At 69.8% G+C, this 14,589-nt stretch carries 14 protein-coding genes; 3 read left to right on the top strand and 11 right to left on the bottom strand.

The features are described 5' to 3' along the window. The 5 genes from DN069_RS39485 to glnA form a co-directional block, all read right to left on the bottom strand. On the bottom strand, positions 1–934 hold a 934-nt coding region (locus DN069_RS39485; protein ID WP_165845590.1), incomplete at its 3' end, for a S8 family serine peptidase. Positions 935–1,100: 166 nt separating this feature from the next. Further along, entirely contained in the window at positions 1,101–2,372 is a 1,272-nt protein-coding gene (locus DN069_RS39480; RefSeq protein ID WP_133260005.1) for a hypothetical protein, read from the bottom strand. 41 nt (positions 2,373–2,413) lie between these two features. Continuing rightward, positions 2,414–2,764 (bottom strand): hypothetical protein, encoded by a 351-nt coding sequence (locus tag DN069_RS21785; protein WP_133260004.1) that lies wholly within the window; start codon positions 2,762–2,764, stop codon positions 2,414–2,416. Positions 2,765–2,907: 143 nt separating this feature from the next. Beyond that, positions 2,908–3,783, bottom strand: a complete 876-nt coding sequence (locus DN069_RS21780) for an Fpg/Nei family DNA glycosylase (RefSeq protein WP_111503338.1) — start codon at positions 3,781–3,783, stop codon at positions 2,908–2,910. A 185-nt stretch (positions 3,784–3,968) separates the two neighbouring features. Then, entirely contained in the window at positions 3,969–5,384 is a 1,416-nt protein-coding gene (gene glnA / locus DN069_RS21775) for a type I glutamate--ammonia ligase (RefSeq protein ID WP_111503336.1), read from the bottom strand. Between the two features lie 390 nt (positions 5,385–5,774). On the opposite strand from glnA, the gene DN069_RS21770 reads away from it, so the two are divergent. Continuing rightward, complete coding sequence (locus DN069_RS21770; protein ID WP_111503334.1) at positions 5,775–6,182, top strand: RDD family protein; 408 nt, start codon at positions 5,775–5,777, stop codon at positions 6,180–6,182. Between the two features lie 149 nt (positions 6,183–6,331). Here DN069_RS21770 and DN069_RS21765 read toward each other — a convergent pair whose 3' ends face one another. The 4 genes from DN069_RS21765 to lipB all read right to left on the bottom strand — a co-directional run bounded on the left by DN069_RS21765 (position 6,332) and on the right by lipB (position 9,297). Continuing rightward, positions 6,332–7,021, bottom strand: a complete 690-nt coding sequence (locus DN069_RS21765) for a DUF4191 domain-containing protein (protein WP_111503351.1) — start codon at positions 7,019–7,021, stop codon at positions 6,332–6,334. Positions 7,022–7,125: 104 nt separating this feature from the next. Further along, a complete protein-coding gene (locus tag DN069_RS42435) occupies positions 7,126–7,260 on the bottom strand; it encodes a hypothetical protein (RefSeq protein ID WP_279387921.1) in 135 nt (44 codons plus the stop codon). A 193-nt stretch (positions 7,261–7,453) separates the two neighbouring features. Next, complete coding sequence (lipA, locus tag DN069_RS21755) at positions 7,454–8,410, bottom strand: lipoyl synthase (RefSeq protein WP_111503330.1); 957 nt, start codon at positions 8,408–8,410, stop codon at positions 7,454–7,456. A gap of 113 nt (positions 8,411–8,523) precedes the next feature. Then, complete coding sequence (lipB, locus tag DN069_RS21750; protein WP_243639556.1) at positions 8,524–9,297, bottom strand: lipoyl(octanoyl) transferase LipB; 774 nt, start codon at positions 9,295–9,297, stop codon at positions 8,524–8,526. Between the two features lie 245 nt (positions 9,298–9,542). Here lipB and DN069_RS21745 point away from each other — a divergent pair, with 245 nt between their 5' ends. Then, complete coding sequence (locus tag DN069_RS21745; protein ID WP_111503328.1) at positions 9,543–10,556, top strand: aldo/keto reductase; 1,014 nt, start codon at positions 9,543–9,545, stop codon at positions 10,554–10,556. Positions 10,557–10,638: 82 nt separating this feature from the next. Beyond that, complete coding sequence (locus DN069_RS21740; protein ID WP_111503326.1) at positions 10,639–11,223, top strand: TetR/AcrR family transcriptional regulator; 585 nt, start codon at positions 10,639–10,641, stop codon at positions 11,221–11,223. 12 nt (positions 11,224–11,235) lie between these two features. On the opposite strand, the gene DN069_RS21735 is transcribed toward DN069_RS21740, so the two are convergent. Both DN069_RS21735 and DN069_RS21730 read right to left on the bottom strand, forming a co-directional pair. Beyond that, the gene (locus tag DN069_RS21735; protein ID WP_111503347.1) at positions 11,236–13,161 is read right to left on the bottom strand and encodes a helix-turn-helix domain-containing protein; all 1,926 of its coding nucleotides are present in this window, start codon (positions 13,159–13,161) and stop codon (positions 11,236–11,238) included. Positions 13,162–13,196: 35 nt separating this feature from the next. Beyond that, positions 13,197–14,537, bottom strand: coding sequence for an MFS transporter (locus tag DN069_RS21730; protein ID WP_111503324.1), 1,341 nt, complete (start codon positions 14,535–14,537; stop codon positions 13,197–13,199). Positions 14,538–14,589: the final 52 nt, after the last annotated feature.

The raw sequence follows: 14,589 nt of genomic DNA, 5'->3' as shown, positions 1-14,589 counted from the left end.
CCCCTGCAATCGCCACCCCATCCCCTCCGGCCTGCCCAACCTTCCCCGCTGACCCCACAGCCACGGCAGCCTCCGGCGTCGCCTGCCCAGTCGCCGCCACCCCGCCCTGCCCCAACGGCCCTCCGGGCGGACCGGGCGGAATGTCGAACGTGAGCGCCGCATCGGGCCGGATGATCCCGTAACCGTAGTGATCGTCACGCACCCGCCCGGTGGGATTCACGGCCGACTTGACCATCCGATTCACCACCTGCCCCGCGGTCAACCCGGGATACTCCGCCCGCACCAGCGCGGCCTCCGCCGACACATACGCCGCCGCATCACTCGTCCCGTCGGACACCCGGTATTCACTGTCACTGTTCGCGCCGGCGGCCACGATATTGACCCCGGGTGCGGTCAGCGTGAGCCCGGGCCCGTAGTTCGAATCCACCCACGGCTTCCCCTCCACATCAACGGCCCCTACCGCGACCACCCCGGGGTAGGCAGCGGGCCAGGCAAGTCTGCCTGCGCTGTCATTGCCTGCTCCAGCTACAACAACCACCCCATGTGCGATCGCGCGAGCGACCGCAGTCTGCATTGCTGGCGTTCCGGAAGGAGATGAAAAGGACATATTGATAATGCTTGCGCCGTGGCTGACGGCGAAATCGATTGCGGTGGCAGCTTCTTGCATGCTGTCCGATCCCGTGCCAATTGCCAGAGGCATGACTTTGGCTTGAGGGGCCAGCCCTTCGATTCCGTCGCTATTGCCGTCGCTGTGCCCGTGTCCCATGATCAGACTGGATACGGCTGTTCCGTGGCCGTGCTGGTCGTGATCACAGGTAACGGGTGAGCCAGTGTGTGCGATAAAGTCGGCCCCGTTTAGGACCTGGCCTCTCAAATCAAGATGGGTTGGTCTCACGCCGCTGTCAATTACTGCGACGGTGACACTCTTCCCCATGGAGTGCGGCCATACTTCGTCTCGCACATGGAAAGCGGCGAGGGGCCACTCGGCGTCTCGGACCGAATCGGCTGCTGATTGCGTCGAGAGGGCGCTGCAGGTGCAGCAAAAGATTGCGATGCAAGAGCCTGCTCTCCAGGCTTTCTTTGTCATTTTCCCTCTGTGGCTATCGGTCGATAACGTGCGGATTTGATTTCGAGGGGTCAATCCAGTGCTGCGGATCTTCGGACAGGTACTGAGGGCGGCGACGGGACTGGTTTGATGCCCGGCCAGTGCTCGCGTGCATGGCCACGCCTGGGGCACCGAATTCTCCTGGTTGGGCTGCGAGTGCTTGAGTGGCGGGATTGTCGATCGGACGTCTCACGTCGTAGGTTTCGCATGCTGTTCCGCCGATGACTTCCGGAATGGGTGCACTCGTGCCGATCCGCTGATTTTTCTCGATTGCACCGGATCTGCCAACCTTGAATCTCAGGCCTCTTGATGAGCGCTCGGTATTTGTGGTGGTCCGGGCTTGGTTTTTGCTGGCCAGGGGTAGTGTCGATGAATCTCTTTCGGGCGGCCAACTCTTCAGCTGGTGGCGAATAGTCTGAGATTGTCCCCGAAGGGCAGTTGCTGGCGTAGTGTCGAGTGCGTGTGCGGGTGGCTCGCCCGTGCTTCTATCGATGCTCGAAGGCACCACCATTTGTTGCTCTAGCCTTGCTCCTGCACCTTCTTTGCTGCTTTCTCCCGGATCGTATCCCTGACTGCTTGATTGGTATGAGTCGCTGGTCAGGGTAGTGCTGCTTGCTGTCTCGGTGTCATTGGACATCTTCGAGAGGGAGTCTGGGCCCTGGGTATTATTTTCTGGCGCACGGCCTTGTGCGGGAATTAGGCCGTTCCTGACCGGAATGTCCATCTTGCTGGCCTGCCCTGAGGGAAAGTCAGCCTTTTCCGCTGGGCTGAGATTAACACTGCGTGGCGGACTGTCGGGGAATGTTCCGTGATCGAAACTAATCCTCGATGTCTGGGGCGTCCCGATCATCTCCGAGGCCGCCGCGTAGCGGCGTTCCAGGGTTTCCATCACCGTCACGGCCTTGCGGCGCTGCTGTTCGTGCAAGGCGTCCACGGCCGTGCCCGTCGCCTGGGCCTGCTCGGCCGTGACTACCCCGTCGAGGGAGGCGGGTTCTGGGGGCATGTCGTAGCGGGCGGTTCGGAGGGCGTCGGCGGCATAGGAGACGCCGGAGGAGGCGTGGGAGGCGTAGGACGCGCCGGCGCCGAGGGCGTGGTGGAGTACGGTGGCGCGGGCGGTGAAGGCGTCGGCCGCGGAACCCGTCCAGTGGGTGGTGGCGGCCGTGGTGTGGTGCAGAAGGTCCTCTTGGGCCCGTTGGAGGGCCAGGTCCACCGCCGCCCACTTCGCAGCCACCGAGTCGAGTGTCTCCGGATTGGCGTCAGCGATCATCGCGCGCAGGGTAGTGATGTCGGCGCCGCCGAACGCCCCGCTCACGCCGCTCCGCCGCCCCCGGCGGAGGCCGCCGCGGAGAAGAAGTCCTGCTGGGTGCGGTGCTCCTGCTCCTCGTACGCGTCCGCCGCGGACTTCGTCTCGCCGCTGTAGCGCTCGATGAACCCCTGCAGTTCCGCGATCATCGATCCGAGCCAGTCCCGCAGCTCGTCGTGCTTGTCCGCCAGTGCTGTGGCGCCGGCGAAGCCGCTGCCGAGGGTGCCGTGCGGGATGGCCGTGTCATAGCGTGCGGACGTGCGCGGGGTGTCCAAGTCGTCCGCGATGGATCGCAGTTGGCGCACCGTCGCCTGCAGTGCGGTCACGTCGACGCGGTAGCCGTTGCCAGCGCCCATGGCGACGGACACCTCCCTCCCGGCACGAGGTGCATCGTGTACGCACCTGACGGTGAGGACACAGTACGTGACGGAAAGTAGTCACGCCATCGCTCGATGGAGTGTTCCGTGGCACCGGTCCGAACCGGTCCGCACCGGTCCGCCTACTTCAGCAGCCGGGACATCCGGCGGTCGGCCAGCGGCGTGCCGCCCGTCTGGCAGGTGGGGCAGTACTGCAGGGAGGAGTCGGCGAAGGAGACCTCGCGGATCGTGTCGCCGCAGACCGGGCAGGGTTCGCCGGTCCGGCCGTGGACACGCAGCCCGCTCTTCTTCTCGGCCTTGAGGTCGCGCAGCGGGAGCCCACGGGCGCGTTCGACGGCCTCGGCCAGCGTGGTGTGCATCGCGGCGAAGAGGCCGGCGACCTCCTCCTCGCTGAGGTTGGCCGCCAGCTTGAACGGGGACAGCCGCGCCGCATGCAGGATCTCGTCCGAGTAGGCGTTGCCGATGCCTGCCAGGACGGACTGGTCCCGCAGCACGCCCTTGACCTGGCGGCGCTCCGCCGCCAGCAGCGCGGCGAACGCCCCCGGCGTCACCTCGCCCGACAACGGATCGGGTCCGAGCCGCGCGATGCCTGGCACTTCCTGCGGGTCCCGGACCAGGTACACCGCGAGATGCTTCTGCGTCCCCGCCTCGGTCACGTCGAAGCCGGGCGCGGCCCCCGCGTCCGTCGACGCCAGCCGGACCCGCAGGGCCAGCGGGCCCTTGCCCGGCCGTGGGGGATCCGGCGACACCTTGTCACTCCAGCGCACCCAGCCGGCCCGAGCCAGGTGGATGACCAGGTGAAGCTCCCCGGCCCGCAGGTCGAGGAACTTGCCATGGCGTCCCGCGCCGTCGAAGGCCTGTCCTTCGAGCGCGGTGATCGGCGGATCGTAGGTCTTGAGCGCCGCCACCGAGACGGGATACACACGCTCGACCGTCCGTCCGACGAGGTGCTCGCCGAGGAACTGTGTGAGCGACTCCACCTCGGGCAGTTCTGGCATGCCCTCAAGTCTGCCCGCGGGTGCCTCGGGTCGCGAGCCGCAACGAGCGGCAAAACACCGGGAGGCGAAACACCGGGCGGCGAAACGCGGAGCCCCGCCGCTCCGGGGGAGCGGCGGGGCTCGGTGCGTGCATGTGTGGCCTCCGCGGGGGCCGAGCGGTGAGCGGGGCCCCAGCGGTTCAGAACTCAGATGTCGAAGTACAGCTCGAACTCGTGCGGGTGCGGCCGCAGGGCGATCGGGGCGACCTCGTTGGTGCGCTTGTAGTCGACCCAGGTCTCGATGAGGTCCTGGCTGAAGACGCCGCCCGCGAGCAGGTACTCGTGGTCGGCCTCGAGGGCCTCGAGGACGGCCGGGAGGGTGGCGGGGACCTGCGGGACCGCGGCGTGCTCCTCCGGGGCGAGCTCGTAGAGGTCCTTGTCGACCGGCTCCAGCGGCTCGATCTTGTTCTTGATGCCGTCCAGGCCGGCCATCAGCATCGCCGAGAAGGCGAGGTACGGGTTGGAGGACGGGTCGGGCGCGCGGAACTCGATGCGCTTGGCCTTGGCGTTGGCGCCCGTGATCGGGATGCGGATCGCCGCGGAGCGGTTGCGCTGCGAGTAGACCAGGTTGACCGGGGCCTCGAAGCCGGGGACCAGGCGGTGGTAGGAGTTCACCGTCGGGTTGGTGAAGGCCAGCAGCGACGGGGCGTGCCGCAGCAGGCCGCCGATGTAGTAGCGGGCCGTGTCGGACAGGCCCGCGTAGCCCTGCTCGTCGTAGAAGAGCGGGGAGCCGTCGGTCCACAGCGACTGGTGGCAGTGCATGCCGGAGCCGTTGTCGCCGAAGATCGGCTTGGGCATGAAGGTGGCGGTCTTGCCGTTCCGCCAGGCGACGTTCTTGATGATGTACTTGAACAGCATCAGGTCGTCGGCCGCGGCGAGCAGCGTGTTGAACTTGTAGTTGATCTCCGCCTGGCCGGCGGTGCCGACCTCGTGGTGCTGGCGCTCGACCTCGAGGCCGGCCGCGGCCAGCTCGAGGGACATCTCGGCGCGCAGGTCGGCGAAGTGGTCGACCGGCGGGGCCGGGAAGTAGCCGCCCTTGTAGCGGACCTTGTAGCCGCGGTTGCCGCCCTCCTCGACCCGGCCCGTGTTCCAGGCGCCGGCCTCGGAGTCGATCTCGTAGAAGGAGCGGTTCTGCTTGGTCTCGAAGCGGACGTCGTCGAAGACGTAGAACTCCGCCTCGGGGCCGAAGTAGGCGGTGTCGGCGATGCCGGAGGAGGCCAGGTAGGCCTCGGCCTTCTTGGCGACGTTGCGCGGGTCGCGGCTGTACTGCTCGCCCGTGATCGGGTCGTGGATGAAGAAGTTGATGTTGAGGGTGGAGTCCTTGCGGAACGGGTCCAGTCGCGCGGTGCTGAGATCCGGGACGAGGCCCATGTCGGACTCGTGGATCGCCTGGAAACCACGGATCGACGAGCCGTCGAACATCAGCATCTCGGACGGATCGAATGCCGAGGCGGGCACCGTGAAGTGCTGCATCACGCCCGGCAGGTCGCAGAACCTGACATCGACGAACTTGACGTCGTTGTCCGAGATGTAGCGCGACACCTCGTCGGCGTTGTTGAACATCCATCCTCCTCGGCCCCGGCGGAGTGCCGGGATTGCGGGTGCGGACCGCCGGTCCCGTCCGGCGATACCGGTTCTCGAAACCATAGGAAGTGGCCGTTTCTCGGCCGTGACCCATATGTTTCGCCGATGTTAACCGCCTACCCCCGGAGAGGGGGCGACCCGCCCAGTTGCTGGTCTCTTGTGCCGTCGGTCCGGTGAGCGGCGTTCACTCTCCAGTGAGTGGTCTAGACCGATTTTCGAGGTCTGCGGGTGCCGTGCCGATGCCCTGCGGGCCGGGCGCGGGGGTGGTCTCCGGACGGGGTCGGCGGCCGGGCTACTGTGGTGGGCGTGGATGAGAGTCGTAAAGCCATTGGCAGCTGGATCGAGGGCCCGCGGGCCGGCGCTGAGCAAATGGGTGCCGAATTCGGCTACCGCGGCAAGCGCCTCGGTCTGCCCGAGGAGGGGCCGGGATCGATCGCCGGCACGGGACGCCGGCTCGGCGCCCTCGTGATCGACTGGTTCCTCTGCTACCTGGTCGCGTTCGCGCTGATCGCGAACCGGCACGTCAACGAGGTCAACATCTGGATCACCGTGCTGTTCTTCCTGGTCAGTGTGCTGACCCTGGGGACGGTCGGGGCGACCCCAGGCAAGAAGCTGCTCGGTCTGCGGGTGATCAGCCTGAACGGCGGCCGCGCCAGTGTCGGTCAGGTGGCGCTGCGGACCTTCCTGCTGGTCCTCGCTGTTCCGGCGCTGATCTGGGACCGGGACGGCCGCGGCCTGCACGACAAGGCGGTCGGTACGGTCGAGGTCCGGGTCTGAGCCGCATCCGGGTCTGAGCCGCATCTCGCTCTGCGCATGCACGGCTCTGGGCATGCACGTACGACGAGGCCCCGGTGGCCGACCCCGTGAGGGCCGGCCACCGGGGCCTCGGTGTTGCCAGTGGTGGGTTTTGGTCGGGTGTCGCCGAGTCAGCGGGGGCCGGCGCCCTTGGGCATCCGCGAGCCCTTGGGGAGCGGACCCTTCGGGATGGGGGCGTTGGCCATCAGGTCGCCCATGGCGCGCAGCCGGTCGGCGATCTGGGTGGCCTCGCCGCCGGACATGACGCGCGGCAGCTTCATGAGGTGGGTCTGCAGCTTGTTGAGCGGGACCTGGCCCTCGTCGTTGCCGACGATGACGTCGATCACCGGCGCCTGGTTCACGATGCGGCTCATCTTGCGCTTCTCGGCCGCGATCATCGGGCGCAGGCGGTTGACGTTGCCCTCGCCGATCAAGACCACGCCCGGGCGGCCCACCGCGCGGTGGACGGCGTCCTGGTTGCGGTTGGCCGCGACGACCAGCTGGATGTTCCAGCCGCGCTTGATGTTGTTGAGCACCGCGGCCGCTGCGCCGGGCTGACCCTCGAGCTGACCGAACGCTGCCTTCTCGGCACGTCGGCCGAAGACCACGACCGCCGCCAGCAGCCCGAGCACGAAGCCCAGGATGCCGAGGTAAATCGGCTGTCCGATCGCGAAACCGATGGCGAGGAGCACCGCAAAGGTGCCGAGCCCGACGCCGGCGACGATAAGACCGATCTTCGGGTCGACCCGCTTGGTCATGGTGTATGCCTGACGGATCTGGGAGAGCCGTCCCGGGCTGTTGGTGGATTCCTGCCTCGCCATGTGGTTCATGGTACGGGGCCGCACCTGCGGTTGCCCAAGCCTGGTCCTGGTGGAGCGCCGCCTGTGTCCCAGTCGTGATGCGCGAGTCGTGATGCGCGGGGGCCTCAGCGCACGGCGCGCAGCAGCACGCGCTCGCTCTCCTGGCGGTCACGGGCGAGTCGGCGGTTCTCGCAGACGGCGTCCCAGGCGTTGCGGCGCGCCGTCTGCTGGCCGCCGCCGAACAACACCGACTCAGCCATGCGCAAGGCGGAAGCGACGTTATGAGCGAGTTGCATGGTGACCTTCTCCCCTTGGACTACCACGCCATCTTCACCACTTGGTGTTACCGCGCCGTGACCACTCGGTCAAACCCCCGTGAAAGGCATGCGACTGACATCACAGGCACACCTTTCACGGGCACCCCTCCGGCCCCACGCGCTGACCGGCTCGCGCTCAGAGAGCGGCGGTCGCGCCTCGGCGCTCCAGAGCCTGCCGGTACAGGCGACCTGCGCGGTAGGAGGAGCGGACGAGCGGGCCGGACATGACACCGGCGTAGCCGATCTCCTCGGCCTCCGCCTGGAGCTCGACGAACTCCTGCGGCTTGACCCAGCGCTCCACGGGGTGGTGCCGCGGCGAGGGCCGCAGGTACTGGGTGATGGTGATCAGCTCGCAGCCCGCCTCGTGCAGGTCGCGCAGCGCCTCGCTGACCTCCTCGCGGGTCTCGCCCATGCCGAGGATCAGGTTCGACTTGGTGACCAGCCCGGCCGCGCGGGCCTCGGTGATGACCTTGAGCGAACGCTCGTAGCGGAAGGCGGGACGGATCCGCTTGAAGATGCGCGGGACCGTCTCCAGGTTGTGCGCCAGCACCTCGGGGCGCGAGGAGAAGACCTCGTCCAGCTGCTCCGGGACGGCGTTGAAGTCCGGGATCAGCAGCTCGACGCCGGTGCGGCCGGCGGCTCGGTCGGCCGTCATGGCGTGGATCTGGCGGACCGTCTCGGCGTAGAGCCAGGCCCCGCCGTCCTCCAGGTCGTCACGGGCGACACCGGTGATGGTGGCGTAGTTGAGGTCCATGGTGACCACGGACTCGGCGACGCGACGCGGCTCGTCCCGGTCGAACTCGGCGGGCTTGCCGGTGTCGATCTGGCAGAAGTCGCAGCGGCGGGTGCACTGGTCACCACCGATGAGGAAGGTGGCCTCGCGGTCCTCCCAGCATTCGAAGATGTTGGGGCAGCCCGCCTCCTGACAGACGGTGTGCAGACCCTCACTCTTTACCAGCGACTGCAGAGCGGTGTACTCGGGGCCCATCTTCGCCCGGGTCTTGATCCACTCGGGCTTGCGCTCGATCGGGGTCTCGCTGTTGCGGACCTCCAGACGCAGCAGCTTCCTGCCGTCGGGTGCGACAGCGGACACGTGCGGCTCCCTATCTTCGAAATCCAGTGCGTCCCCTAGGGTACGCCTGCGGTCGGGTGGGTCGGACGGCTGAGTCGGTTCAGAGACTGAGCCCGTTGAGAGGGCTGGTCGACTCAGGCTGTGGTGGTGCGGGCGAACAGCTCGGCGAAGTGGCGCTCCACGACGGGCAGCGCCTCGGCGACCGGGACGTCGCGGCCGAGCTCGGAGCTGAGCGAGGCGACGCCGGCGTCGCGGATGCCGCAGGGGATGATCCGGTCGAACGCGGTCAGGTCCGGATTGCAGTTGAGCGCGAAGCCGTGCATGGTCACGCCGCGGGCGACGCGGACGCCGATGGCGGCCAGTTTGCGGTCCGCGCCGCGCTGGCCGGCGTTGGAGGGCGCGTACTCGGGCCCGGCCATGCGGGGGTCCAGGCCGAGCTTGGCGCCCATGCGCAGTGTGAGCGCGCCGATGTTCACCACCTGGGACTCGTCGACCCGGGCCCCGGGTATCTCCTGGCCCAGCTTCCAGACGCCGCTGCGGCCCTCGACCCGGTTGCCCTCGATGCCGAACTCGGAGCAGGCGCGGATCAGCACCTCCTCGAGGCGGCGCACGTACGCGACGACGTCCATCGGTTCGGTCAGCTTGATGATCGGGTAGCCGACCAGCTGGCCGGGGCCGTGCCAGGTGATCTCGCCGCCGCGGGTGACCTCGACGACCGGGGTGCCGTCGAGCGGGCGGTCCTCGGGGCGGGTGCGGCGACCGGCCGTGTAGACCGCCTGGTGTTCCAGCAGCAGCACGGTGTCCGGGATCTCGTCCGCGACGCGCAGGGCGTGCAGGCGCAGCTGCTCTTCCAGCGCCTCCTCGTAGGGGACGGTGCGCTCGCCGACGCCGACGTGGACGAACCGCAGGTCGCCGACGGTGTCGCTGGCGGGGTCGCTGGCGGGGTCGCCGAGGAGGTCGCCGGCGGCGTCCACGACCACGTCGCCGCCGGCCGCGCTGCCCGTTTCCGTGGCCACTGGGTGCCTCGCTTTCTGTCGTCCTGCTCCACGCAACTGTACGACCGGGCTCGCTGTTCCCCCGGCCCCAGGAGGGAGGTTCGCCGGAACGAGTGACAGATATTGAAATCTGTCAGCCCATCTTGCATACTCGAGGCATGGCACTCAACGAACGCACCCTCGGGTTCAAGTCCTCTCCGCTCGTCGTCTCCCGGATCGGTCTGGGCGCGATGGGCATGTCCGACCTGTACGGCCCGGCCGACGAGGCCGAGTCGACCGCCACCATCCACGCCGCCCTGGACGCCGGAATCACGCTCATCGACACCGGCGACTTCTACGGCATGGGCCACAACGAGATGCTCATCCAGGACGCGCTGCGCAGCAGTGCGCGCGAGCGGGGCGAGGTGGCGATCAGCGTCAAGTTCGGCGCCCAGCGCGACGCCGCGGGCAACTGGATCGGGTACGACGCCCGGCCGGCGGCCGTGAAGACGGCCCTCGCCTACACCCTGCGCCGCCTCGGCACCGACTACGTCGACGTCTACCGTCCGGCCCGGCTCGACCCGAACGTCCCGATCGAGGAGACGGTCGGCGCCATCGCCGAGATGGTCGAGGCCGGATACGTCCGCCACATCGGCCTGTCCGAGGTGGGCGCGGAGACGCTCCGTCGTGCGCAGGCGGTGCATCCGATCACCGATCTGCAGATCGAGTACTCGCTGATCTCGCGCGGGATCGAGAAGGAGATCCTGCCCACTGCGCGTGAGCTCGGCATCGGCGTCACCGCCTACGGCGTGCTCTCCCGCGGCCTGATCAGCGGCCACTGGCAGGCGGGCCGGCAGCTGAACGCCGGCGACTTCCGCGGTATCAGCCCGCGCTTCCAGGGCGAGAACCTGGAGGCCAACCTGCGCCTGGTCGAGGCGCTGCGCTCGGTCGCCGAGGCGAAGGGCGCCTCGGTCGCCCAGGTGGCGATCGCCTGGGTGCTGGCGCAGGGCGAGGACATCGTCCCGCTGGTGGGCGCCCGTCGGCGGGAGCGGCTCACCGAGGCCCTCGGGGCGGCCGAGTTGGTGCTGGAGCCCGCCGACCTCGCGGCCATCGAGGAGGCCGTGCCGCAGGGCTCCGCTGCCGGTGACCGGTATGTTGCTGCCCAGATGGCCCACCTCGACAGCGAGAAGTAGGCCAGCAGGCAGGCAGCTGGGCGGCACTGTGCGGGCCGGCGAGAAGCTACGGGACGAGCAGCTACGGGAGTGGCAAGAGGCGATGGCGGAGGCAGCACTCACCCCCGAGGACATCCTCGCGGCCGCGGAGGATGTCCTGCGGCGGTACGGCCCGGGCAAGGCCACGGTCGTCGACGTCGCCCGGGCGCTGGGGGTCAGTCACGGCACGGTGTACCGCCACTTCCCCAGCAAGGCCGCGCTGCGGGGCGCGGTCACCCGTCGCTGGCTCGACCGGGCGCACGCCGCACTGCCCGGCATCGCCGCCGGCCCCGAGGAGCCGGGGGAGCGGCTGCGGCTCTGGTTGGCCGCCCTGTTCCGGGCCAAGCAGGAGAAGGCCTTGGCCGACCCGGAGCTCTTCGCCACCTACCAGGTGCTGGTGGGCGAGAACAGTGAGCTGATCGCGGAGCATGTCAGCGGCCTGGAGGCGCAGCTGGCCGAGATCATCGTCGAGGGACAGGAGCGCGGCTCCTTCGCCTCGGGTGATCCGGGGGAGCTGGGTCACGTGGTCTTCCAGGCCACGGCCCACTACCACGACCCGGGGTACTCGGGTGAGTGGTCCCGTCCCGGGGTAGACGACGAGTTCCACGCGGTGGTCGGGCTGGTGCTCCGGGGCCTGGCAGCTGGTTGAGTCCGCGGCCGCCTAGCGGGTCAGCAGGTGCAGGCGCAGGGCCAGCTGGAGTTCCAGGGCCCGCTCGGGGTGGTTCCAGTCCCGACCGAGCAGCGCCTCCACCCGGTCCAGGCGCTGGACCACGGTGTTGACGTGCACGTGGAGCTCGTCCTTCGCCCGGGTGAGGCTCCCGCCGCAGGCGAAGTAGGCGTCCAGGGTGCGGACGAGTTCCGTGCCGCGTCGGGCGTCGTAGGCGAGCAGCGGGCCGAGGGTCTCCTGGACAAAGCCCCGTACGTCGTGGCCCTCGCCGAGCAGGACCCCGAGGAACCCCAGGTCGGTCGCACAGGCCCCGTCGCCCTCACGGCCGAGGGCGCACAGCGCGCGCAGAGTCCGCAGGGCCTCGGCATGGGCGGTCGCCAGCTCGGCGACGCCGCCCACCGGGCCGGCCGCCCCCACGGTGACCGGGGCGCCGGTGAGCTGGGAGAGCTGCGCAGCGGCCCCAGCCGCCACCGCCGAGGTGGACTCGGCTGAACGGGACTCGACTGAACGGGGCTCGGCTGAACGGGACTCGGCGTCGACAGGGAGCAGGAGCACGACACCGTCGCCGTGCTCGGCGCTGATCCCGCCGCGGCCGAAGAGCAGCCGGGTCGCGGCGCCGGCCAGGCGGCCGCGGGTGGCTGCTGCACCGGCGGGGCCGGCGGCGCCGGAGGCGCGAGCGGCGAGCAGCACATGAGGGCGGCGCAGGTCGACGCCGAGGCGCAGGCCGCGCTGGATCAGCCCGGCCGGGTCGCGGTGCGGACTGTCCAGCAGGTCCGTCAGCAGTTCGCCGCGGACCCGGTTCTCCGCCTCGGCCACGGAGCGGCGCAGCAGGAGCAGCAGCGCCGTGACCACGCTCGCCCGCTCGAACAGGCGGCGGTCGGCGTCCTCCAGCCCCGGACGCCCCGTCAGTACCAGGCTGCCGAGCAGCTCCTGGCCGGCCAGCACGGCGCAGACCCAGCGGCCGTCCGCGTCGACGGCACGCCCGGTCGCGCGGGACTCGGCCACCAAGGCGCTCACGTCGAGCCGGCACGGCTCCCCGGCGAGCCGTCGGCCGTCGGGGTCCAGCACCGCGATGCCGCCGCCTAGCAGGGCGGAGACCGCCTCGGCGACCGCGGGCACCTCGCCGCCGCGCAGCACGAGGTCCGTGAGCCGGTCGTGGGCTTCCTCGGCGCGCTGCATCGCGGCCGAGTGGGCGCGGATGACGTCGTTGGCGGCGGCGAGGTCCGCCAACGCCGCCCGGGTGTCGTCCAGGGCGCGGGCGGTGTCGATCGCGATGGCCGCGTGGGCGGCCAGCGTGCACAGCAGCGCCACCTCGTCGGGCGAGAACGGTCTCGGATTGCGGTCGGCGGCGAACAGCACGCCGATGACCTGCTTCTCCAGCAGCAGCGGCACGCCCAGGATGGCCACCAGGCCCTCGTCCAGGACGCCCGCGTCGATGTTGCGGGTGTGGTGGAACCGGGCGTCGGTGCGGTAGTCGGGTGTGGCGTAGGGGCGGGACGTCTGCGCGACGAGGCCGCCGAGCCCCTCGCCGAGTTCCAGACGCAGGGTCTGGAACAGCGGCGAGACGGACCCGTCGGTGACTCGCATATACGTGTCACCGGCCTCCTCGTCCGGCAGGGTGAGGTAGGCAAGGTCGGTGCCCAGCAGCAGCCGGGCCCGGCGGACGATGGCCTGCAGCACGGCGTCCACGTCGCGGGAGGCGGCCAGGTCGGTGGCGGTGTCGAAGAGCGCCGTCAGCTGTGCCTCGCGGCGTCGGTGCTGGGCCAGCGTGCGGTGGACACGCAGGGCCTGCGCGGCGGAGCCGGGGGCGCCGGCTCCGGCCTCGCCGAGCTCCTCGGCGGACGCGCCCCCGGCCAGCAGCCGCAGCAGCCGCTCGGCGGGGTGGGTCTCCGGGGAGTGCGGGACGGTCTCTTCGGGCATGGTGCGGGCCATCGTCGCAGGAGCCGGCGGGGCTGTCACGCCTCGTCCAGCTCCCCTCCCCGGGTCTCGCGGGCGAAGAGCAGCGCCACCACGGTCACGACGGCCGCCAGGGTGACGTAGACCGAGATCGGCGTCGAGGTGCCGTAGCTCTTCAGCAGCGCGACCGCGATCAGCGGGGCCGGGGCGCCGGCGGCGACCGAGGCGAACTGGGCGCCGATGGAGGCGCCCGAGAAGCGCATCCGGGTCTGGAACAGCTCGGAGAAGAAGGCCGCCTGCGGGGCGTACATGGCGCTGTGGAAGACCAGGCCGACCGTCACCGACAGGACGAGCGCGGGGAAAGACTTGGTGTCCAGCAGGGCGAAGAAGGCCCACGCCCACGCCCCCGTGCCGACCGCGCCGACGAGGTAGACGGGCTTGCGGCCGAACCGGTCCGAGAGCGCCCCGAAGACGGGGATCAGGCAGAACTGGATCGCCGAGCCGATCAGCACCGCGTTCAGCGCGGTCTGCTTCTCGATCTTCAGATGGTCGACGCAGTACGTGAGCACGAAGGTGACGATCACGTAGTACGAGATGTTCTCGGCCATCCGGGCGCCGATGGCGACCAGGACGTCGCGCCAGTGGTGCCGCAGCACGGCGAGCAGCGGCGGCTGCTCCGGCTCGCCCTCGGCGGCGCGGGCCTCGGCGCGGCGGCGGGCCTCCTGGAACAGCGGGGACTCGTCGACGCCCAGCCGGATCCACAGACCGACCGCGACCAGCACCCCGGAGAGCAGGAACGGGATGCGCCAGCCCCACGCGACGAAGGCGGAGTCGGGCTGGAGGGTCGTCATCAGCGACAGCACGCCCACCGCCAGCAGGTTGCCCAGCGGCGCGCCGCCCTGCGGCCAGGACGCCCAGAAGCCTCGGCGTTTCGCATCGCCGTGCTCGGAGACCAGCAGCACCGCGCCGCCCCACTCGCCGCCGAGGGCGAATCCCTGGACCAGCCGGAGCACCGTCAGCAGGATCGGCGCGGCCACGCCGAGCGTGTCGTAGCCGGGGACGCAGCCGATCAGGGTGGTCGCCACACCCATCATCAGCAGGCTGACCACCAGCAGCCGTTTGCGGCCGAGCCGGTCGCCGTAGTGGCCGAAGACCAGCGCGCCGACCGGGCGGGCGGCGAAGCCGATCGCGTAGGTGAGGAAGGAGAGCAGGGTGCCGGTCAGCGGGTCCGTCGTCGGGAAGAAGACCTTGTCGAAGACGAGGGCGGCGGCGGAGCCGTAGAGGAAGTAGTCGTACCACTCGATCGTCGTGCCGACGAGGCTGGCGGCGACGACCCTGGCGAGACCTCTGGGGACGCGCGCCTCAGGCGAGGCCTGGGTGGGGGTGGTTTCGGTTGCCACGGCGATGGGGCCTTCCGTTGGGGGTGGGGGATCGGGTGGTGCGTCGGTGGCG

The sequence above is a fragment of the Streptacidiphilus pinicola genome, from assembly GCF_003258295.1.
Lineage (GTDB): Bacteria > Actinomycetota > Actinomycetes > Streptomycetales > Streptomycetaceae > Streptacidiphilus > Streptacidiphilus pinicola.
Note: the sequence above shows the minus strand (reverse complement) of the source record. Positions and strands in the feature narration are given on the sequence as shown.